Genomic DNA, 21,218 nt, shown 5'->3' with positions numbered 1-21,218 from the left:
TTAGCACGATCGTTCGCTCACATTTAGCCTCCACCGCCCTCGCCGGGACTAGAAAACTATACGGACGGTCGTGCTAACGTCTGCTCAGTCAACTCTCCCCCTGGAGGTCGGTATGACGCTCACGCACCCCCCTTCCCGCACGGGCGAAGTGGTCGACACGGGCCCCGGCCCGAACCAGTGGATCAAGGACCATCTGGACGGCCTGATCGACGCGCAGCTCCTGACGGACTGCTCCACGGCCGCGCCCGCCGCCGCACCGAAGTCCGAGGAGGGGCTGCTGCCATGACCGACGCAGACACCACGGAGCGCATCGGGATCGCCGTCGCCTCCGGAATGCTCAAGGGCGTGTACGGCCACGGGGTGCTGTCCGCCTTCGAGGAACTCGGACTGCGCGCGCACGTGTACGGCACCGCCTCGTCCTCCGGGCTCTCCGGCGGCCTCGCCGCGACCGGCCGGGCGCGGGAGGTCGGCGTGGACTACTGGCTCGGCGCCGCCGCTGCTGCCGCCGAGAAGGGCATGAGCACCGTCGCGCTCGACAGCATCAAGGAGTACGGCCCCGGGCTGCGCGAGGGCCTCTTCCGCCCCGGGGCCCCCGAGTTCCTCCTGGCCACCAGCAAGGTCACCAACGCGGAGGCCGCGAAGGTCACCCAGGGGCCCGAGGCCAAGGCGCTCGGCAAGCAGCTCCTGCGCAACATCTTCACCGGGGACCGGAGCTGGGTCGAGGAGAACCTGGCCGCGACCGTGTTCTCCTCGCACGCCGTGGCCGGGGGTGGGGAGCCCCGGCTGACGCCGGACAACTACGACGCGGTCTCCTACGCGTCGACCCGGATGCTGCATGCCTGGGCGGTTCCCGCCGAGGTCGACGGAGAGGCCTACGTCGACGCGTCGTACACCTGCGCCTGTCCGGCGCGCGAGGTCGCGGCCAAGGGTGTGACCACGCTGATCGCGATCGGAAGCGACCCCTTCCCGCTCTTCCGTGACCTGTACGCCTCCGAGGAGATCGCCGACGGCTCCGTCCTGGCCGGGGCCCGGGTCCTGGTGGTCAAACCGGACGACGACCTCAAGCCGCTGGGCGTCGACTATGCCGCGGCAACCCCGGAGGGCCTGGTCAAGGCCTATGAACTCGGTCTCGACGCGGGACACCGCTTCGTGGACCGGCATGCCGAGCAGCTCGCGGCGGCCCTCGCGGGGCGGACCGGGACACCGGACGAGACAGTGAAGGACCTGCCGTGACACACGTGGTCACCGAGCAGTGCGTCCACTGCAAGTTCACGGAGTGCATCACCTACTGCCCCGTCGCCTGCTTCCGCGAAGGCGGGACGTTCCTCGTCATCGATCCCGAGGAGTGCATCGACTGCGGGAACTGCGTGGAGGCGTGCCCCGCCGACGCGATCTACCCGGAGGACGAACTGCCCCCCGAGCTCGCACCGGCACTCGAGTGGAACGCCCGGCTCTCGGCCGAACTGCCCCTGGCCACCACACGCGTGGCGCCGTTGCCCGACGGCGAGGATTGGCTGGGGAAGTCCGGCAAGTGGGCGTCGCTCCCGGCGGAACAGGCTCCCGGTGTCTCCTGTCGGTGACCCCGATCTCGCGTCGCTGCTGCACGAACGGGCCCTCCGGCAGCCCGATGTCGTCGCCTACCGATTCGTCGGTGAGGACGAATCGGCCGAGGAGATCACCTACGCCGAGCTCCACCGGCGTGCGCTGATAGTCGCGGCCCGCATTCTGGCCACCACCCAGGGGCGGCCCGATCCGGCGCTGCTGCTCTTCGCGCCGGGCCTCGACTACCTCGCGGGCCTGTTCGGCTGCTTCTACGCGGGCGTGCCCGCGGTGCCCGCGTTCCCGCCGGATCCGACCCGCCTGGCGCGCACCCTGCCGCGGCTGGCCGCCATCATCCGGGACACCGGCTCCGATGTCGTCCTGACCACCTCGGACCTCGCACCGCTGATGGCGGACTGGCTGGCGACCACGCTCGACGGCCGGGCTCCCCGCCTGATCGCGACCGACGCGCCGGCCGGACCGGACGCCGGCGCCGAAGGGCCGGTTCCGGGGATCCGTCCCGGCCGGCTCGCACTGCTCCAGTACACCTCCGGTTCGACGGCGCTGCCGCGCGGCGTCATGCTCAGCCATGCCCAGTTGCTGAGCAACTGCCGTGACATCGCGCGCGGGTTCGGGATCCACCCGGGCAGTTCGGGAGGCCTCTGGCTGCCCCCGTACCACGACATGGGTCTGATCGGCGGCATCCTCACCCCGCTGTACGCCGGCATACCGGTGACACTCATGTCGCCGGTCACCTTCCTGCGCCGCCCCATGGCCTGGCTGCGCATGCTGTCCCGGTACGGTGCGACGATCACCGGCGCCCCGGACTTCGCGTACGCCCTCTGCGTACGCCGGGCGACGGACGCCGATGTGGCAGGCCTCGACCTGTCGGGCGTCGAGCTGTCCTTCACCGGCGCCGAGCCGGTGCGCCCCGAGACGATGGCCCGGTTCGCCGAGCGTTTCGGACCGAGCGGCTTCAGGGACAAGTCCTTCTGCCCCTGCTACGGCCTCGCCGAGGCCACCCTGTTCGTGACCGGCAGCAAGCCGCTGGACGGCTGGCGCTCGGTGGACGTCGTCCGGGACGAGCTCGAGACGCGTGGCACGGCGACCCCCGCCGGGCCGGCCCAGGGCTCCCGGTCGGTGGTGAGCTGCGGCCACCCGGGCCCCGACACCCGGCTGCTGATCGCCGACCCGGTCACCCACGAGGCGCTCGATGACGACGCGGTCGGTGAGATCTGGGTCGACTCCCCCGGTGTCGCCGACGGCTACTGGCAACGGCCGCGGGAGAGTGCCGAGACGTTCGGCGCGAGGACGACGACCGGGGACGGGCCGTATCTGCGGACCGGTGACCTCGGGTTCGTCCGGAGCGGTGAACTCTTCGTGGCAGGGCGTCTGAAGGACCTGGTCATCGTCAACGGCCGCAATCTCGATCCGACCGACATCGAGCGGGTCTGCGAGGCCGAGGTACCCGGAATCCGCCGCAACTGCGGTGCCGCGTTCGCGGTGGAGGACGCCGCGGGAGGCACCGAGCGCCTGGTGGTGGTCTACGAGGCCGACACCGGCGACGAGGAAGGGCACCGGGCCGCCGTCGACGGCATCCGGCGGGCGGTATCACGGGAGTTGAGCGTTCCGCCGCACGCCGTCGTCCTGACGGCGCCGCGGAGCATCCCCAAGACCTCCAGCGGAAAGGTACAGCGCTGGCTGGCGCGCCGGGACTACCTCGCCGGCGACCTCCAGGAGCTAGCCCGGTGGCAGGCGCCCGACCGGCACGGACGGACGCCGGACTCCGGCGGCAGACAACAGGACCGCATCGACGAAGGGACCGGCCGGTGATCATCAAGGTCAGGGGCGTCCTGCTCCGCTTCACGGAGTACGAGAACGAGATCGAGGTCGGCGGAAAGACCGTGCGGGCCGGACTGACCGCGCTGACCGAGCGCTACCCCAACCTGGGCGAGGTGCTGCTCGACCGGATGGGAGAGGTGCGCCCGACGCATCTGATCGCCCTCAACGGCGAGCGGCTCACGAAGAGCGAACTGGACCGTACCGCCGCCGAGGACGACCGGGTCGACATCGTCACCGCCGTCTCCGGGGGCTAGGCCGCGATGCCGCGCAGCTCCACCTACGAGGCCGTACTCGACGCGAGCCTCTTCACCCCGGTCCAGCTGCAGCCCACCGCGGTCGGGCGGCTCGCCTTCCAGGCCGGCACCCGCTGGATGCGCGACCACGTGTGCAGCCACCGCACCCTGGTGCACGAGCACCAGGTGGGGTTCGTGCTGTGGTCATGGCAGTTGGAGTACGTACACCCGCTGCGCTTCCTCGACGCCGACGAGGTGCTCGTCGATGTGACCGCGCGCGTCCGCGGCCCGCGCGCCTCGCAGCTGGAGGTGGAGATGACACTCGAAGGCCCGGCCGGTGTCGCGGTGCGCACACGGGCCGCGTCGGTGCCCCTGCGGCTCAGCGGCGACGAGGCGCTCTCCGGCGCACCACGGTCACTGCCCGAGGCACTCGTCACCGCCTTCCACGACGACGAGATCGAACGCACTCCCCACCGCTCGCAGGTACGCGCGCTGGGCGCCGGGTTCGAACGGGAGGACGATCAACTCGCCGTCGGTGAGACACAGTTCCGTGTGCACCGCCATCACTGCGAGGTCGCCGACCAGTGGTACTGGGCCGAGACGCTCGGGTTCGCCGCCGGGGCGCGCGAGGAACTCGTCATGCGGCACGGCAAGGCAGTCCCCGGGCTGCGTCGCGCACTGGCCGCGCCGCTGCGCCGAGTGGACGTGAGCTGGCTGCGGGCCGGACAGCTGTGGGATCTGATACAGGTCCGCACCACCGCCCACGGGACCGGCGAAGGGCTCGCGTTCGTGCATGAGCTGCGGCTCGCCGGGGACGAGGACGGCGGACCGTACGCCGTTGTGGTGGAACAGATATGACCCTCCTGGACGCCCCACCGGCTCCCGGGCCCGAGGGCTCGCTGCCCACGTTCGCCGCTGCGGCACGGCTCGAGCAGGCGCTCGGCTGTCCCTTCGACCCGGGCGGCGGATTCTCGCTCGCCGAAGGGGTGCGCGCCGACGAGCTCGACGCGGAGCCCACCGCGGCCTACGAGGCAGCCTGGGCGGCCGGCCTGCACCGGCATCTGGTCCCCGTCTCCGAAGGCGGACGTCTCGGCTCCTTCGAGTCGCTGATGGCCGTCGTGCGCGCGACCTCGCGCCGTGATCTGGCGGTCTCCGTCGGCCTCGGGTCGACGCTCCTGGCCGCGACACCGGTATGGGTCTGGGGCGACGACGCACAGCGGCGCAGGGTCGCCGAGCTCGTCCTCGGCCGCGCCTGGGGCACGGCCGGCATCAGCGAGGAGGCGGCGGGCAGCGATCTGCTCGCCACCGGCACCCGTGCCGTCCCCGCTCCCGGCGGGTATGTGCTCGACGGAGAGAAGTGGCTGGTCGGCAACGGCCGGCGCTCCTCGTTCGCCACCGTCCTTGCCGCGTCCGACCCCTCGTACGGACTCTTCCTGCTCGACTTCGACGCCCTCGGCGGCGACGCGGTGAAGCGGCTCGAGAAGGTGCGCACCCACGGTCTGCGCGGCCATGACCTGAGCGGCTTCGCGCTCAGCGGCTGCCGGGTCGGCGCCGGGGCCCTGCTCGGCCGGCCCGGCCGCGGCATCGAGATGGTCTCCGGAATGCTGCAGTTCACCCGGACCCTGGTCGGTGCGAGCAGCCTCGGCGCGGCCGACACGGCACTGCGGATCGCGCTGCGCCACGCCCGTGGGCGGATGCTCTACGGCCGGCCGGCCCTCGCGATGGCCCCGGTGCGCTCCCTGCTCGCCCGTGGCTTCGCCGATCTGCTGGTCGCGGAGTGCACCGGGCTGGCCGCCGCGCGCGGGCTCGATGTGGCACGACAGCGCATGGCACTCTGGTCCGCGGTGGCCAAGTACGTGGTGCCGGGTCTGTGCGTGGACACCGTGAACGCCTGCGCGGAGGTCCTCAGCGCACGGGCCCACCTGCGCGAAGGAGTGGCCGGCGGCGCCTTCCAGAAGCTGCTGCGCGATGTGGCGATCACCCCGGTGTTCGAGGGCACCGAGCTGGTCCAGCTGGATACGGTCAGGGCCCAGTTGGCCGGCGCGGCACGCCGCCGCAGGGCGCCCGCGGCGCTGCCGCTCCCCACGCTCTTCGGGTTCGGCGAGCCGGTGGTGTCGCCCGCACCGCGGGAGCTGCGCCCCTCACTCACCTTCGGCGGCGCCGACGAGGTCGTCGACCTCCTCGACGAGGCGGTCGAGGAGCTGGCCGGCGACCCTGAGCTCGCCGGCCTGGCCCGGACGCTCCTGAAGGTCCGTGACGAGACCCGGACGGCCTTCGCCGGTCTCGGCACCCTGCGGACGGCCGAGGCCTACGAGGCTGCCCGCAGGCACTGTCTGGTGCACGCGGGGGCCTGCTGCGTGCACACCTGGCTCCGGCGCCGTTCGGCGCTCGGCGGCCTGGCCACCGAGCGGGCCTGGCTCTCGCTCGCACTGCGCCGCGTCGTGGCCCGGCTCGGCCTGCCGGTCCCTTCCGACCCGGCGGCCGAGGAACTGCTGGTGCGCCGGCTCGGCGAACTCGACGACGACGACCTGGCGTTCTCACTCGTGCCGCAGCGGCTCGCACCGCAACACCGTGATCCCACGCCCGAGCGACGCTAGGAGTACGCCATCACCACCGCGCGCATCGACCCTTCGGACCCCTCCGCCGAGCCCCTCGGCATCTGGCTCTCGTCGCTGATCGCAGACCTGCTGGGCCTCGACGGACCGTTCCCGGCCGACCAGCCGCTCGGCGAGATGGGCATCGACTCCCTCACCGCGGCCCAGCTCTCCGTGGAGGTCGAGGAACACACCGGTGCCTATGTGCCGCTGGAACGCTTCCTCGGCGAGGACACCGTCGAGGGCCTCGTCCGTGCCTTGGAGCACGACGCGACGGCCACGCCGGTCCCGGACGCCGTGGCCGGGGCGTCCGCGTGACGGCCCGGGCCCGCGCCGCCGATGTCATGAACCGGGGCGGCGAGGAGCGCCACGGGCCGCACAGCACGCTCGACGCACAGGTGGAGCAGGTCCGGCGCGAGGCCCGGCGCAGGTTCGCGGGCTTCGTACTGGACAACGCCAACCCCGGCTCCCACTTCCGCAACCACGGGCGTCGGCCGCTCGACAAAGGCGTGTTCGAGCAGGCGGGCGATCTCGGCCTGATGCGGTTCTCGCTGCCGGTCGACGCAGGGGGCGACGGACGGGACAAGCTCGCCTGGGGTGTGGTGGTCGAGGAGATCGCCCGCCTCTCGCTCGATCCCGGCTTCGCCGTACTGCTCGACATCACCGTCGAGATCACCGAGCTGATCCTGTCCAGCGGCACACCGGAGCTCATCGAACGCTACGTTCCGGACCTGGTGGCCGGCCGGCGCTTCGGCGTACAGGGCGCCTACGAGAGCCGGGACCCGTACGACTACACGTCCACGGCACGCCTCGAAGGCGGCACATGGGTGCTCAACGGCGCCAAGCGCTTCCTCGCCGGGGCCGCCTTCGCCGACCTGTTCATCCTGTTCCTGCGCGACGAGGCGTCCAACGACATGCTCGCCTTCGTCGTCGAGAAGGACGATCCGGGTGTCACGCCGGTCCCCATGGACACCATGGGGCTGCACACGATGGGCCTGGGCCAGGTGCTCCTGCACGACGTGCGGCTGCCTCAGTGGCGGCTCGTGTGGCGCGCCGACGCGCTCAGCGAACTCAACACGTACGCGCGTATCCGCCGCACGATGAGTGCGTGCGGGGTGCTCGGCGCTCTGGACGCGGTGGTCGAGAACTGCGTGGAGGCCCTGGCCACACGCAGGCGCGGCGGGCGCCCGGTCCTGGACCACACCAACGTGGAGCGCTCGGTCGGTGAGATGCACATGCTGCTGCAGAGCGCCCGCGCGAGCGTCTACCGGGCGCTCGACGGCACCCGCTCGGCCGACCGCGACCCGCACTTCGACGAGCTCGCCACCGTGGCCAAGCACCAGACGGCCGAAAGCGCGCTGCGCGTGGGCCAGTTGGTGATGGGTCTGCAGGGCGGCGAGGCGTACATGGCCACCTTCCCCTGGGAACGCTTCATGCGTGACGTCCTGGGCCTGATCTCTGGCCAGGGATCCCAGGAGACGCTCCTCATCCAGCTGGGCCAGCGCTCGATCGTCGGCCTGGAGGGGAAGCGGGTGCGCCAGGAGGCCGCCGAGCGCGCCGTCGCCCGGCTGGCGGATTCCTGGTGGGCCCTGCACGCCGCGGCCGCGTACGACGGTGCCGGCGCATACGCGGGCCCCGTGGGCGAGGTGCTGTCGGCGGCCGGCCTCGCATCCGCCGGGCCGGGCCCCCGCGAGCAGCTCGCCGCGCTGCTCGGCCGCGCCCACACGCTGTGGACAGCCGTCGGTCACGGGACGGCACCCGAGACGATGCCGCGGGGACCGGCGGGTCTCCTCGACGGGCAGCTCGCGGAGGCGGCAGCCGGGGCGTGGGCGTTCCTGGCCTGCGCCGTCGCGTGGCGGACCGGGCTGTTCGCCCGGCTGCTCCGACCGTGCACGGCGAAGGAGGCCGCCGATGGGCTGCCCGTCGGTCTCGCCGAAGGGCTGCTGGAGGTTCTGGCGGACACCGCCCTGGTGAGGCGGGACGACGAGGGCCGCTACGCGGCCGCCGAAGGCCTGGAGCGTGTCCTCGTCGGTGGCCCGCGCGCCTCCGCGTTCGCCGCACGCTTGCTGCGCGCGGTGGACGGTGGTGACCGGCTGCGGTCCGGGACGGTGACGCGTGCGCCGGCGCCCGGATGCGGCGGCGAGGCGCCGATTCTTGCGGATGTGCTCGTCAACTCCCTGCTGGGACAGCTGGAAGGGCTGCCGGCGATGCTCGATCTGCCCGGTGCGAGGATCGGCTGTGCGGCCGGTGACGGCGCCCGGTCCGCCGTCGAACTGGCGCGTCAGATCCCCTGGGTACCGATACTCGCGCTGGAACCGGAGCAGTTGCCGCTGCCCACGGTCGACGGGCAGGTGCGGATACGGCCCGGCGACCCGGACGGCTTCGAGGAGGACGACCGGCTCGCTCTCGCCTGGCTGCCCCTCGGCGGGCTGCCGGGCGATGATCTGCGCCGGGCTGTCGGGGCCGCGGCCGCTGCGCTGATGCCCGGCGGCTGGATCGTCCTGCCGTGCCCGCTCGCACCGAAGCGCCCCCTCGGGGCCGCCGTGGCACGCCTGGGCCTCGCCGTCGCGGGCGGGACGGCACTGGCGGACGGGGAGGTCGAGGGGCTGCTCCGGGCTGCGGGCCTGGGCCATGTGCGGTCCGCGTGGGAGGACCCCGCCCTCGGCATGCGGCTGATCGCGGCGCGGCGACCCTAAGGGCTGTCCCGCAATTCTTGGTGGATCAGCGCGCGGCGTCAGATGCGGTGCGTCGCAAGGCGGAGAGGCGCCCGCATACTGGACGTATTCGGGCGTTGCGACAACGCGGAGAGGTGCCGTAGCTGTCGTCGCGCGCCCGCCAGGAATTGCGGGACAGCCCTTGGCCCCGCCCCGCTGGGCGGCGGTGGGCGGCCGGAATCCGCGCCACCGCCGCCGGCCGGGGTCATCGCTGCGCGGCCGTACCCCTGCGCAGCAGGCACGTCAGGCGTGCGGTGCAGACCGGCCGCCCGCTGTCGTTCGTGATCGTCACCTGGTAGGTGGCGATCTGGTTCCCCTGGTGCAGCGGTTCACAGACGCCCGTGACGAGCCCCTCGCGGACCGCCCGGTGGTGCGTGCAGTTCAGTTCCACGCCGACCAGCATCCCGTCCGAGCCCACGTAGGCGGCAGCGGCGAGCGAGCCGAGCGTCTCGGCGAGCGCGGCACTCGCGCCCCCGTGCAGCAGACCGAACGGCTGGCGGTTCCCGGCCACGGGCATGGTGGCGACCACCCGCTCCGCGGACCACTCCTTGACCTCGATGCCCAGCCGGTGCGTGAGCTGCTCCGGCGCCAGGTCACCCGGCATGCCCGGAATCGGCCCGGCCCCGGACGGAGCGGTCCGGGGCCGGAGCGAATCCACCTCAGACCTCGCCGAAGAGAGTGCGGGCGAAGTACTCGGTGTCGAAGTACTCCCGCATGCTCCGGATCCTGCCCTCCCTGACGGTGAACTGCGCACTGATGTCCAGGACATACGGGGCCCCGCCCCGGGTCGTGGCCCTGGTGACGCACTCGACCGAGACCTCGTCGCCCTCGGCGATGACGTGCAGGACGTCGACCGCGTACTCGGCCGCCGGATCGAAGCGCTCGCCCATGGGGATCAGGAACTTCTCGGCGATCTCCCCCAGTCCGGTCCAGGTCCCTGCCACCGGATGGTTCCCGGGTATGCGGTAGACGGCATCGGCGGCGACGACGTCGGCGATCATCCCCGCGTCGCGTTCCCGCAGCCCCTGGAGGTAGCGGTGCACCACGCTCCTGGCATCGAGGTGCTCCTGAGTTCGTGCGGCGGTCGGGGTCATCGGTTCTCCTCGGGTGGTCGGACGGCCCGGGCGGGCCGGGATGCGGCTTATCGGGTCCTGCGCCGGACGAGAGCTCCGTCAGCCCGCCGGCGCGTCATCGAGCAGCTGGGGGGTCAGGGCCCGCTGGAAGGGCTTGAACAGAACGGACTGAGGCGCGTAGCGCAGATACATGTCGCGCACGACGCGCAGGGCGGGGTTCTCCAGCTGCTCGAACCCGCCGAACTTGCGGGAGACCTCGACCATTTCCCGGGTGCGCTCGCGTCGCATGCCCTCGTACCTGCGCAGTGCCGCGACGGCGTCCGTGTCCGCGGCCAGGCACTGAGCGAGCACCACGGCGTCCTCGATGGCGGTGCTGCCGCCCTGGCCCAGGCTGGGGAGCATGGGGTGTGCGGCATCGCCCAGGAGGGTCACCGGGCCCTCGCCCCAGTTCTCCAGGAACGGGCGGTCCTGCGCCGGTACGGCGACGATGTCCTCGACCGGGGTGGTCGAGATGGCCTCGCACACCTCGTCGGCCCATCCGGAGTAGGCCCGCACGATCTGGTCCTTGTCCCCGTCCCAGCGGCTCGCCGCGTCGGCCGGCATGTTCAGGGTGCCCCACCAGTAGGCGCGGCCCTGGCCCACGTCGTGGATGCCGAAGCGCTTTCCGAGACCCCAGTAATGGGCGTTGAACCCCTTGGTGATCTTCGGGTGGGCGAAGGGGGTGACGGAGAGCCAGCAGAGGAATCCGCCGTACTGCGGGCCGCTGTCGTCGCCGGTACGCCGGCGGCGGACCGCGGAGTTGATGCCGTCGGCGCCGATCAGGATGTCGCCGGTGGCTTCCCTGCCGTCCTCGAAACGGACCCGCGCCCCGTCCCCGGTGATCTCGTAGCCGCTCGCGGCCGCTCCCACCGAGATGGGCAGCCCTCCGAGGGCGTCGAGCAGCGCTGCCTGCAGGTCGCCCCGGTACATCGCGACGCTCGGGGCACCGAGCCGGTCACCGGCGGTCTCGACCGGCAGGGAGCGCAGGGTCCGGCCCCGGTCGGTCATGATCCCGGTGTGGAGGATGGTCTGTCCGCGCTTCTCCAGACCGAGGTCGATCCCCAGCGCGCGCAGGGCCGCCACGGCGTTGCTCATCACGGAGATGCCGAATCCGGCGGGGCGCAGCTCGGGGGCGCGCTCGTAGACCTCCACCTCGACGCCGACCCGGCGCAGGGCCACGGCGGTCGCGAGCCCTCCGATGCCGGCTCCGATCACGATGGCTCGGGGGCTGGTTCGCTGTGACACGTCAGTGTCCCTTCTTGGCAGTGCGGGAAGAGGGCGGGAAGGCGGTGGGGGACGGGTTCCCGTCCCTCTCGCCCCGTGCCAGCTCGGCCACGAGGCGGGCGACGCGGGCCACGTGCGGCTCCTCCATGAGGGAGAGGTGGTCGCCGGACACCTGGATGACCTCCACCCGGCCGGTGGTCATGGTGCGCCAGCCGTTGGCAGGGTCCTTGTGCTGCGTGCTGCCCGCGCCGTGCATCGCGTGCAGGACCTGCGGCAGCGGTTCACGGGCCCGGATCAGGGTGACGTCGTCCGCGACCGGTCCGGGCCGGTAGTGCTGTGTCGCCCGCCAGTTGGCCTCGTACACCTTGAAGAGGCGTCCGACGAGGGAGCCCTTGCTGCCTGCGGGCAGTACACCCTCGTCGGCGGCGACCCCTGCGATGAAGTCGAACTTCTCCTCGAGGGTGCGGAGTTCGGCCGGGATGGCTTCCAGGGGCGAGTCGCCGCCACGGCCGAGCAGCAGCAGTTCCCAGAAGAACCAGCCGAGCAGCGCCTCGTCGGTGAACGCCCTGTGCTGATCCGCCGGCCCCAGGGCCACGGTGTCCAGGAGGATCACCTTGCCGACCTCCTGTCCGGCTGCCCGCAGCTGTCGCGCCATCTCGAAGGCCACGAAGCCTCCGAAGGACCAGCCGCCGATGACATAGGGACCCTCGGGCTGGGCCCGGCGCATGGCGGCGACATAGTGGGCGGCGATCGACGCCATCGTGCGCAGGGGTTCGGTACCGGGGTCCCCGCCGGCTGCCTGGAAGGCGTACAGCGGCTGGTCGTCCGGCAGGTGGCGGGCGAACGGCAGGTAGCACAGGACATTGCCGCCCATGGGGTGGACCAGGAAGACCGGTGGTCTGCTGCCACCGCGGCGGATCGGCACCAGGGGGTCGAAGCCGGGTGTGGCGCCGCCGGAGCGCAGCAGCGCGGCCACGGCGGCCACCGTCGGTGCCGTGATGAAGCCGGATATCGGGACCGAGACGCCGTACCGCTGCTCGATCAGCACGACGAGCCGCATCGTGGTGAGGGAGGTGGCACCCAGCGTGAAGATGTCGTCATGGACACCGATCCGTTCAAGACCGAGGAGGTCACCGAGCATCTCCACCAGAGTTCGTTCGTACGCGTCCCGGGGCGCCGCGCCGTCGCCGGCGGTCCGCCGGGTCAGCGGGAGGGCCCGCAGCGCTCCGTCGTCACGCTTGCCGCTCGGGGTCAGGGGCAGTGCGGCCAGCCACTCGTAGTGCTGCGGGACCATGAACTCCGGCAGCGCTGAACGCAGTTCGGTGCGCAGGGCTTCCAGATCGGTCCGCTCGGCGTCGCCGACCAGGAAGGCCACCAGGCCGGTACGTCCGTCCGCCGCGCTCCGGGCCACCACCGCGGCCTGCTGGATGTCAACGCGCGGGTGGCGTGCCGCGAGGCCGATGAGGGTGACCTCGGCCTCGGCGGGCTCGACCCGGTAGCCACGGATCTTCACCTGGGTGTCGGCCCGGCCCGCGTAGGCGAGCGCGCCCCCGGGGAGCATGCGGCCCAGGTCACCGGTCCGGTAGGCGGTGACCTCCCCCTCGGGCCCGGCGATGCGCACGAACCGCTCGGCGGTCAGTGAGGCGGCGCCGAGGTAGCCGTCGGCGAGGGCCGGCCCGGTGAGGAACAGCTCACCCTTCACCCCCAGGGGGACCGGACGCCCCAGCGGGTCGAGCACCCGCACCCCGGCACCGGTGACGGGGGTGCCGATGGGGGCGAGTGCCGGGAAGCAGGCCGGGTCGCCCGTCATGGTGTGGCTGGTCACCACGTGCGACTCGGTGGGCCCGTACTGGTTCTCCAGGATCGCCCCCGGCAGCGCGGCGACGAGGGCCCGGATCTCGTCGGTGACCCTCAGCTGCTCGCCGGAGGACACGATCACGCGCAGCCCACGCGGGGCGATCCCGAGCGCCCCGGACGCCTCCGCGAGCTGCTGCAGCGCCACGTACGGCAGGAAGATCCGCGCCGCGTCCGCCTCGTCGAGCAGGCGCAGCAGCATCGGCATGTCGCGTCGTTCCTCCTCCGTGACCAGGCGCAGGGTGCCGCCCGAGCAGAGGGTGGAGTAGATCTCCTGGAAGGAGACGTCGAAGCTGAGCGGTGCGTACTGCACGGTGGTCCGGCCGGCGCACGCGCTCGCTGCCCGGATCTGCCAGCCGATCAGGGCGGCCAGGGAGCGGTGGGGCATCACGACGCCCTTGGGCCGGCCCGTGGAGCCCGAGGTGAACAGGATGTACGCGGTGCTGTCGAGGCCGATCGCGTCCGGCAGGGCGCCCCGGTCACCGCCGTCAGCGGTTCCCGGCGACGGGCCGAAGAGGGACTCCGCGGCCAGGAGCAGCCCGGGATCCGGCAGGAGTGCGGCGTCCGCCGTGCGGGCGATGATCCGGAAGGGCTCGGCCTGCTCCACCATGGCGGCGATCCGCGCCTCGGGGTAGGCGGTGTCGAGCGGTACGCAGGCGGCGCCGGCCTTGGCGGTGCCGAGGATGGCGGCAACGGTCTCGGGCGAGCGGTCCATGGCGATGCCGACGCGGGCGCCGGGGCGGGCCCCGAGGGCGGTGAGCCTGCGGGCCACCTGCTCGGCGGCCTCACGCAGTTCGCGGTACGTCCAGGTGCGGTCCCCGGTGGTGACGGCGTACGCGTCGGGGGTGCGGTCGGCCTGCCGGTCGAAGAGCAGCACGACGTCGTCGGTGAACGCGTCGGCGGCCGCGGTGAGCGTGGCAGGCGGCTGTGACTCGGCCAGGAAGGCGAAGTCGGGCGTCTCCCCGGGCCCGGTGACGAGTCGGCGCAGCACCTCGGTGTACGTGTCCCCGAACAGCTCCGCCTGTGCCGGGGTGATGCTGCGGCCGTCGCCGTCGACGCGCAGCCCGATCGTGCCGTCCTTCGGATGCATGAAGGCGTTGACCAGGAGCTGGAAGTCGGTCTCCTCCCACGTCGTGAACTCCTCCAGGCGGACGTCGGGAAGACGCAGCACATCGGAGAGCACGTGGAAGTGGACGTAGTTGAAGGCGGTGTGCAGCACCGGCTTTCCGCCGTGGTCCGCCTGCATGGCGCTCAGCGGGTAGCGCTGGTGGGCCTGGCCCGCGGACTCCTGCCGGAAGAGCTCGCGGGCGACATCGAGCAGGCTGCCCCCGGTCGCGGCCGCGCCCACACGCACCGGGACCGTGTTGAGGAACAGGCCCACCATGCGCTCCGCGTCCGCGCACTCCGGCCGGCCGTGCGTGATCACGCCGGTGGTGAAGTCGTCGAGTCCGGAGAGCAGCCGCAGCGTCAGGCAGTGCGCGGCGAGCAGCACGGACTTCAGCGGAAGCGCGTGCTCCCTGGCCAGGGCCCGGGCCTGCCGGGTCAGTCCGTCGGGCAGCACGAGCTGATGAACCACCTGCGCCTCGTCGCGGGGCGCTTCGGCCGGCGCGAAGCCGTCGAGCCGCAGCACCTCCGTGCCCGCCAGGCGCTGCTGCCAGTGCGCGCGTGCGGCGGGGTCGTCCTGTGTCTCCCGCTCGGCCCGCACATGGCGGGCCGGGGTGGGAAGTTCGCCGTCCGGGACCGCGGGGATGTCCGCGCCGAGCGTGTGCAGATAGTCCTGGAGGAGCTCGCGCAGCAGGTTCGCGACGCTGCCTCCGTCGAGCAGCGCGTGGTGGAAGCTGAGCACCAGGTCCACGGCCTCGTCGCGCACGTGGGCCCGGAACAGGTAGAGCGGGGGCCGCTCGAAGTCGTACCGGTGGAACCGGCGTTCCTCGATGTGCCGGCGGATCTCCGCTTCCGCGTCGTCCGGGCCGCGCCCCCGCAGGTCGGCGATCTCCAGGCCGGCCGGTACGCCCGGGTGCACGATCTGCAGCGGCTCGCTCAGGCCGCCGAGGTCGAAGGAGGAGCGCAGCGCGGGATGGCGGGCCGCGAGACGCTCGAAGGCGTCCTGGAAGCGGGCCTCGTCCCAGCGCATCGCCAGGCGGTACCGGAAGACGTCGTGGTAGACGGCGGAGCGCTCGTCCCGGCGGCTGTGATAGACGAGCCCCAGCTGCAGCCGGGTCAGCGGGAAGGCGTCACAGGCGTCCCCGAGGCGCGCCCGGTCCACGTGCGGGACGAGCCCGAAGGGCGGGAGTGTGTCAGCGGGCCCGGAGGCCTCGGTGGACCGCGCCGCGAGGGCCGCCACCGTCGGGTGCCGCACGAGGTCGCTCAGGGCGAAGTGGATGCCCTGCCGTTCGGCCAGCGCACGGATGCGGAGCATCAGGAGCGAGTCGCCGCCGAGGGCGTAGTAGTCGTCGTGGATGCCGACCCGCTCGACGCCGAGCACCTCGGCCCAGATCCGGGCGAGCAGTGCCTCGGTCCCGGTGCGGGGCGCCGCACCCGGCTCCCCGGCCGGTGCGGCGTCGGGGGCGGGGAGCCTGCGCCGGTCCAGCTTGCCGTTCGGCGTCAGGGGGATCGAGCCGATCCGCCGGAAGTGCGCCGGGATCATGACGTCGGGGAGCTCTTCGGCCAGTTGTCCGCGCAGGTAGGCCGCTTCGAGGTCGTCGTCGGACACGTAGTGGCCGACCAGGAACGTGCCGCGTCCCGGGGCCGTGTGGTCGACGACGGCGGCATCCCGCACCCCGGGTATTCGGGACAGGGCGTCCTGGACCTCGCCCAGCTCGATGCGGTTGCCGCGGATCTTCACCTGGCCGTCGATCCGGCCGAGGTACTCCAGGGTGCCGTCGCCGAGCCAGCGGGCGAGGTCGCCCGTCCGGTACATGCGGCCGCCGTCGACGAAGGGCGCGTCGACGAACTTCTCCCGGGTCAGCTCGGGCCGGCCGAGGTAACCGCGGGCCAGGCCGACGCCGCCGATGCACAGTTCACCCGGTACGCCCACGGGCTGCGGCTCGCCGCCCCGGTCCAGGACGTGCAGCTCGATGTTGTCGATCGGCCGCCCGATGGGGACCCGGGTGACGGCCTGTCCGTCCGGGGCGGGGCACACGTGGACGGAGACGTCGACCGTGGCTTCGGTGGGCCCGTACAGATTGACCAGGAGGGGTGCCCCGTCGCCGCCGAGGACCCGGTGGAACTGGTCCACGCGGCCGGGCGTCAGGGCCTCGCCGCTGCAGAAGACGTGGCGCAGCGACCCGGCCCGGGCGCGCAGCCCGGGGGACTCCTCGATCAAGTCGAGGAAGGGTCCCAGCATCGAGGGCACGAAGTGCAGCACGGTGACCCGCTGTCGGGCGATCGTGTCCAGGATCTCCCGCGGGTCCTTCTCGCCGCCCGGTGGCAGCAGCGCCGCCGAGGCGCCCTCGACGGCCCACCAGAACAGCTCCCACACCGATACGTCGAACGAGATGGGCGTCTTCTGCAGCAGTACGTCGTCCGCGCCGAGCGGGAACGCGCGCTGCATCCACGCCAGCCGGTTCACCACGGAACGGTGCTCGACCATCACTCCCTTGGGCCGGCCCGTCGATCCCGAGGTGTAGATGACGTAGGCGAGGTCCCGTGCGCCCGCCTCGGCCGGCACCGGATCCGCCGGGCCCCGCAGCAGTTCGCCGACCGGGCACACCGCGGTGCCTTCGGGCACCGGCACGGGGCTGCCCGCGGAGTCCGTCACGACGGCCTTGGCCGCGCTGTCCCGGAGGATGTGGGCGATACGCCGCGCCGGATGTCCCGGGTCCACCGGAACGTAGGCCGCGCCCGCCTTGAGGATGCCGAGGACGGCCACCGGCATCCGCAGGCCGCGCTCCATCAGCACGGCGACCCGGTCACCGACGCGCACCCCCCGGGCCCTCAGTGACCGCGCCACCTGATTGGCCCGGGCATCGAGCTCGGCGTAGCTGAGCACGCCCTCGCCCTCCGCTCCGTGCACGGCGGTCTGGCCGGGCACCCGGGCCGCCTGTTCCTCGAACAGGGCGTGCAGGGTCCGGTCATCGGCGAACGGGATCCACGGGCCGCGGGTGAAGCCCTGGAGCTCGTCCTGCTCGCGCTCGGTGAGCATCAGCAGCTCATCCGCCGGCCGCTCGGGCTTGTCGAGCCCGTGGGTGATCAGTGAGGTGAGGTGCTCGACCAGCGACGAGATGGGCAGGTCGGCGTCGAACACATCGGTGGCGTAGCGTAGTTCGACCTGGAGATCCGGCCTGCCCCGGGTGGCCACGATGCTGACGACCAGCGCCTCGTCCTCGTGCGGAGGCGCGGTGAAGGCCGCTCCGCCGCGTACCACGCCGTCGAGGTCCAGAGGCTTGCGCAGGGTCATGTAGGTCAGGGTGACGTCGAAGAGCCGGCGCTCCCGGGAGCCGTCGGCCGGCAGTTCCCGCAGGACGTCCCCGATCGGCAGCCGCTGGTGCTGCTGCAGCAGGCCCACCGCTTCCTGTACACCGTCCGCGATACCGGCCAGGGGCTTGCCGTCGGGCACTTCGATGCGCAGGGGCAGCGTGTTGGCGTACTGCGCGACCGCGGTCAGCTCCGTCCTGCTGCGCCGGTTGAGCAGGGGTACACCGATCACCGCCTGCTCGGTGCGGTGAACACGGGCGAGCCAGGTGCCGAGTGCGGCGGCGAAGTAGGGGAAGGGAGCGCTGCCGCTCTCCTTGATGCGGTCGGCCACCGCACCCGGCAGCGTGAACGAGTGGAGCCGGGTCGCGGGCTCGCCGACCTGCGGACGCCGGCTGAAGAAGTGCGGTTCCATCGACGCCAGTTCGGCGCGGTGGAAGGCCCGGTCGCCCTCCTGCTCCCGGGAGCCGAAGTAGGCGTCCCGGCCGGTGACCGCGCTCAGCACCGACGGGGCGGGTCCCCGGTCGCGGGGCTCCTGGCCCCGGGAGCGCCTGGCGTAGTCCTCCATCACCTCGGTGTGCAGGATCTCCGCGCCCCGGCCGTCGACCAGCAGGTGGTGCCCCATCAGGAACAGGTGGAGCGCGTCCTCGCCCTCCCGCAGCAGCGCCGCGCGGAAGAGCCGCCGGCCACGCAGCTCGAACGGGGTGGCCATGGCCCGCTCGCGCCAGGCCCGGCACGCCCCTGCGGGGTCCAGCTCGGCGGAGAGGTCGATCAGGTCGACGGCGGGCCCGGAACCGTCCGTCAGGGTCTCGGCCGGCCACTGCATCGGTACGCCGTCGAACTCGTCGAACCTGAGCCGGAAGGCGTCGTGGCGTTCCAGGGCACGGATGAAGCACTCCCTCAGCAGCTCACCGTCCATGGCGCCCGTGAACCGCTCGTGGACGGCCCCGTTGAACTGCGGGGTTCCCGGCGTCCGGGACTCCGCGAGCCAGATGTCACGCTGATACGGCGACAGCCGCACGTTCTCGGTACTGATGACTTCCCCCTGGTATCGAGCGGGTACCGCGCCGGGCACACCGCCACCTTCCGGACGCATCCGGTCCGGATCTCCCCCGTCAGGCAGCGGCGGCCGCCGCTCGCTTGGCCCGTGAGGCACGGATGCCTTCACGCCGGTCGGTGAAGGACGTCGCCTGGGTGTCCAGCCGGGCCACGAATGCGGCGAGTTCCTCCCGTGCCGCCTCACCGGCCGGGCCGAACCCGCTCCGCTCGAACACGCGCAGGTTGCGCAGGACCGGCATCACCACGCTGTCGTGGTGCAGCCGGAGGTCGTAGATGCCCGCGATCGCGATCTCCGCGGACTTGCGCCCGAAGTCCTTGATCGTCGAGCCCGGCATCTCGAACCCGGTCACGACGTCGCGTACGGCCTCCATCGCACTGTCGGGCGCGAGCTCGAAGGCGGCGTCGACCAGGTTCCGGTAGAAGACCATGTGCAGGTTCTCGTCCGCCGCGATCCGGGCGAGCAGTGCGTCGCAGACCGGATCGGCGCTCATGTGACCGGTGTTGCGGTGCGAGATCCGGGTGGCGAGCTCCTGGAAGGAGGCGTACGCGATCGCGTGCAGGGCGCTGTAGCCGTCGGGGCGGTCGTATCCCGTCGACATGTGCGTCATCCGGGCCCGCTCCAGGGCCCTCGGATCGACGGCCCGGGTGGCCAGGAGGTAGTCGCGCAGGGCGGTGCCGTGCCTGGCCTCCTCGGCCGTCCAGCGGTTGACCCAGGTCCCCCAGGCCCCGTCCCTGCCGAACTCGGCCACCGCGAAGTGGTATCCGGGCAGGTTGTCCTCGGTCAGGAGGTTGACCACCAGCGAGATCCGGGCCACCTCCGGGAGTTTCGCCTCGTCCTGGGTCCACGCCTCGCCACCGAGCGGACCCTCGAAGTCCCGGGCCCCGCCCCAGGGGATGTACTCGTGGGGGAACCACTCCTTGGCGACGTCGAGATGGCGGTGGAGATTTCTCTCCACCACCGGCTGGAGTTCGGTCAGCAGTGAGCGCTCCGCCCGGGCAGCGGAACGGTCGGAGGGGTCGGGGCGGTCAAGGGCGTCGGAACGGTCGCTGGAAGGCATTGCGCTCTCTGTCTCGTTTCATCGGGGAAGGGAGGGAGTCGGACAAGAGGCCCGCGGCGGGCTCGCTCCGTGGCCCTCGCCGCGGGCCTCTTGCCATGGGTCCGGCGTCCTACGAGGTCTGCCGGGCCCGCGACCGGATCACCGGCGCGACCACCGCGGCCGCCACGGAGCCGATGGCACACGCGAGGAACACCTGCAGGTACCCCTGGTCGTCGAGCACGTTGTGACGCTCGAGGATGGCCGCGAGTGCGGCGATGCCGAGCGCGCCGCCGATCTGGCGCGTCGTCATGAGCAGACCGGTCCCGGAGGCGAAGCGTTGCGGCTCCAGCGAGGCGGTGGCCGCGTTGGAGATCGCGGTCAGGGCCGCGCCGATACCGACACCGGCCACCACGCCGATGGGCAGCCACACCGCCGCGTACTCGCGCTCCGTGCCGAGCAGCAGATACATCGCGGCGCAGGAGATGCCGAAGAGGCCGGCACCCACGGCCACCGCGGCCCACTGGGCCCGCGGAGCGACCCGGCGCCCCACCACCAGGGCGCCCACCGCGGCGCTGAAGGCCCCCGGCGTGACCGCCAGGCCCGCCTTCAACTCCGAGTAGCCCCATACCGCGTTCAGGAAGAGCAGCGAGCCCAGGAGGTAGGAGTACATGGCCGCACCGAAGAGCAGTGAGGACACGTTGGTGGCGGCGAAGGCCCGGTTGCGCCACAGGTCCCATTCGATGGCGGGCGCGGAGTGCCGGCGGGAGAGCAGCAGGGCCACCAGCACGAGCACGGCACCGCCGGTCAGCAGCGCGAGGACCCGTCCACTGCCCCAGCCCCAGTCCGTTCCCTGGGTCACGCCGAAGACGACACCGCCGATGCCCAGGGCGAGGGCCAGGGTGCCCACCGGGTCGGGAAGCCTGCGCCCGCTCGGCGCGTCACCCGAGAGCCGCGCCGAGATCGCCACGATGGCCAGGCCGATCGGCAGGTTGATCAGGAAGACGCTGCGCCAGCCCCACACGTCCACCAGCAGACCGCCGAGGCTCGGCCCGACGGCCGCCGCCATGCTGCCGACCGCCCCCCAGACACCGACGGCGACCTGACGACGGGCCGGGGGCGTGTGCTGCAGTACCAGCCCGAGCGCCGAGGGGATCATCCCCGCCGCCGCCACCCCCTGAAGCGCACGGGCGCCGACGAGCATCGGCACACCGGTGGCGAACCCGCTCAGCACGGAGGCGAGGGTGAACAGGAGCGTGGACCAGAGGAAGAGCCGCTTGCGCCCGATGACGTCGGCGACCCGGCCCGCGACGGCGAGCAGTGCGGCGAACACCACCGTGTAGGAGGTGACGACCCAGGTCAGCTGGGACAGCGAGGCGTCGGGGAAGTCGACGCGCAGGTCGGAGAACGCGATGTTCACGACGGTCGTGTCGAGCACCGCGAGGAACGTCGCCCCGGACGCGACGAACAGTGCCAGCTTCGAGGCGGCCGATGCCTCCGGTGAGCCGTGCGGCGCCTGCTCTTCGGCCGACGCCGCGACGTCAGCCGGGCCCGCCCCGGGTGACTGCGGTGAAGCGGTGGTCATGCGTGGTCCCTTCGT

15 protein-coding genes are annotated in these 21,218 nt (G+C 72.4%); 9 read left to right on the top strand and 6 right to left on the bottom strand.

The annotated features are described in order from the left end of the window. Positions 1–112 precede the first annotated feature (112 nt). Genes ABZ434_RS01155 through ABZ434_RS01115 form a run of 9 tightly spaced genes read left to right on the top strand, consistent with a single transcriptional unit; the run spans position 113 to position 8,904 of the window. A complete protein-coding gene (locus tag ABZ434_RS01155; RefSeq protein ID WP_359131153.1) occupies positions 113–286 on the top strand; it encodes a hypothetical protein in 174 nt (57 codons plus the stop codon). Beyond that, positions 283–1,233, top strand: coding sequence for a hypothetical protein (locus ABZ434_RS01150; protein ID WP_359131151.1), 951 nt, complete (start codon positions 283–285; stop codon positions 1,231–1,233). The genes ABZ434_RS01155 and ABZ434_RS01150 overlap by 4 nt, the downstream gene beginning before the upstream one ends. Further along, positions 1,230–1,580, top strand: a complete 351-nt coding sequence (locus ABZ434_RS01145; protein ID WP_359131150.1) for a ferredoxin family protein — start codon at positions 1,230–1,232, stop codon at positions 1,578–1,580. Before ABZ434_RS01150 ends, ABZ434_RS01145 begins: the two co-directional genes overlap by 4 nt. Continuing rightward, positions 1,564–3,372, top strand: coding sequence for a fatty acyl-AMP ligase (locus ABZ434_RS01140; RefSeq protein WP_359131148.1), 1,809 nt, complete (start codon positions 1,564–1,566; stop codon positions 3,370–3,372). Before ABZ434_RS01145 ends, ABZ434_RS01140 begins: the two co-directional genes overlap by 17 nt. Beyond that, positions 3,369–3,635, top strand: a complete 267-nt coding sequence (locus tag ABZ434_RS01135) for a MoaD/ThiS family protein (RefSeq protein WP_359131145.1) — start codon at positions 3,369–3,371, stop codon at positions 3,633–3,635. Before ABZ434_RS01140 ends, ABZ434_RS01135 begins: the two co-directional genes overlap by 4 nt. Positions 3,636–3,641: 6 nt before the next feature. After that, positions 3,642–4,472, top strand: coding sequence for an acyl-CoA thioesterase (locus ABZ434_RS01130; RefSeq protein WP_359131144.1), 831 nt, complete (start codon positions 3,642–3,644; stop codon positions 4,470–4,472). Beyond that, positions 4,469–6,211, top strand: coding sequence for an acyl-CoA dehydrogenase (locus tag ABZ434_RS01125; protein ID WP_359131143.1), 1,743 nt, complete (start codon positions 4,469–4,471; stop codon positions 6,209–6,211). The genes ABZ434_RS01130 and ABZ434_RS01125 overlap by 4 nt, the downstream gene beginning before the upstream one ends. A gap of 9 nt (positions 6,212–6,220) precedes the next feature. Then, positions 6,221–6,526, top strand: coding sequence for an acyl carrier protein (locus ABZ434_RS01120; protein WP_359131415.1), 306 nt, complete (start codon positions 6,221–6,223; stop codon positions 6,524–6,526). Further along, positions 6,523–8,904: an acyl-CoA dehydrogenase family protein gene (locus tag ABZ434_RS01115; RefSeq protein ID WP_359131142.1), complete on the top strand. Its 2,382-nt coding sequence runs from the start codon at positions 6,523–6,525 to the stop codon at positions 8,902–8,904. The genes ABZ434_RS01120 and ABZ434_RS01115 overlap by 4 nt, the downstream gene beginning before the upstream one ends. A gap of 223 nt (positions 8,905–9,127) precedes the next feature. Here ABZ434_RS01115 and ABZ434_RS01110 read toward each other — a convergent pair whose 3' ends face one another. From ABZ434_RS01110 to ABZ434_RS01085, 6 genes are all read right to left on the bottom strand, one after another. Beyond that, positions 9,128–9,526: a PaaI family thioesterase gene (locus ABZ434_RS01110; RefSeq protein ID WP_359131140.1), complete on the bottom strand. Its 399-nt coding sequence runs from the start codon at positions 9,524–9,526 to the stop codon at positions 9,128–9,130. A gap of 55 nt (positions 9,527–9,581) precedes the next feature. Next, the gene (locus tag ABZ434_RS01105; protein ID WP_359131139.1) at positions 9,582–10,016 is read right to left on the bottom strand and encodes a nuclear transport factor 2 family protein; all 435 of its coding nucleotides are present in this window, start codon (positions 10,014–10,016) and stop codon (positions 9,582–9,584) included. 78 nt (positions 10,017–10,094) lie between these two features. After that, the gene (locus ABZ434_RS01100) at positions 10,095–11,279 is read right to left on the bottom strand and encodes an FAD-dependent monooxygenase (protein WP_359131138.1); all 1,185 of its coding nucleotides are present in this window, start codon (positions 11,277–11,279) and stop codon (positions 10,095–10,097) included. Position 11,280: 1 nt separating this feature from the next. Beyond that, positions 11,281–18,600 (bottom strand): amino acid adenylation domain-containing protein, encoded by a 7,320-nt coding sequence (locus tag ABZ434_RS01095; protein WP_359131137.1) that lies wholly within the window; start codon positions 18,598–18,600, stop codon positions 11,281–11,283. Positions 18,601–18,640: 40 nt separating this feature from the next. Then, positions 18,641–19,642 carry an acyl-ACP desaturase gene (locus ABZ434_RS01090; protein WP_359131136.1) on the bottom strand — a complete coding sequence of 334 codons (1,002 nt, stop codon included), beginning with the start codon at positions 19,640–19,642 and terminating at the stop codon, positions 18,641–18,643. A 109-nt stretch (positions 19,643–19,751) separates the two neighbouring features. Then, on the bottom strand, positions 19,752–21,203 hold the full coding sequence (locus ABZ434_RS01085; RefSeq protein WP_359131135.1) for a DHA2 family efflux MFS transporter permease subunit: 1,452 nt from the start codon (positions 21,201–21,203) through the stop codon (positions 19,752–19,754). Positions 21,204–21,218 lie beyond the last annotated feature (15 nt).

The sequence above is a fragment of the Streptomyces sp. NPDC005761 genome (genome assembly GCF_040630635.1).
In the GTDB taxonomy this organism is placed as follows: Bacteria; Actinomycetota; Actinomycetes; order Streptomycetales; family Streptomycetaceae; genus Streptomyces.
This window is presented reverse-complemented; position numbering and strand designations above follow the sequence as displayed.

What these genes read in the sequence shown, in the direction of transcription:
- ABZ434_RS01155 (WP_359131153.1), top strand. Translation starts at nt 113, where the DNA reads ATGACGCTCACGCACCCCCCTTCCCGCACGGGCGAAGTGGTCGACACG.
- ABZ434_RS01150 (WP_359131151.1), top strand. Translation starts at nt 283, where the DNA reads ATGACCGACGCAGACACCACGGAGCGCATCGGGATCGCCGTCGCCTCC.
- ABZ434_RS01130 (WP_359131144.1), top strand. Translation starts at nt 3,642, where the DNA reads ATGCCGCGCAGCTCCACCTACGAGGCCGTACTCGACGCGAGCCTCTTC.
- ABZ434_RS01125 (WP_359131143.1), top strand. Translation starts at nt 4,469, where the DNA reads ATGACCCTCCTGGACGCCCCACCGGCTCCCGGGCCCGAGGGCTCGCTG.
- ABZ434_RS01110 (WP_359131140.1), bottom strand. Translation starts at nt 9,526, where the DNA reads ATGCCGGGTGACCTGGCGCCGGAGCAGCTCACGCACCGGCTGGGCATC.
- ABZ434_RS01105 (WP_359131139.1), bottom strand. Translation starts at nt 10,016, where the DNA reads ATGACCCCGACCGCCGCACGAACTCAGGAGCACCTCGATGCCAGGAGC.
- ABZ434_RS01090 (WP_359131136.1), bottom strand. Translation starts at nt 19,642, where the DNA reads ATGCCTTCCAGCGACCGTTCCGACGCCCTTGACCGCCCCGACCCCTCC.
- ABZ434_RS01085 (WP_359131135.1), bottom strand. Translation starts at nt 21,203, where the DNA reads ATGACCACCGCTTCACCGCAGTCACCCGGGGCGGGCCCGGCTGACGTC.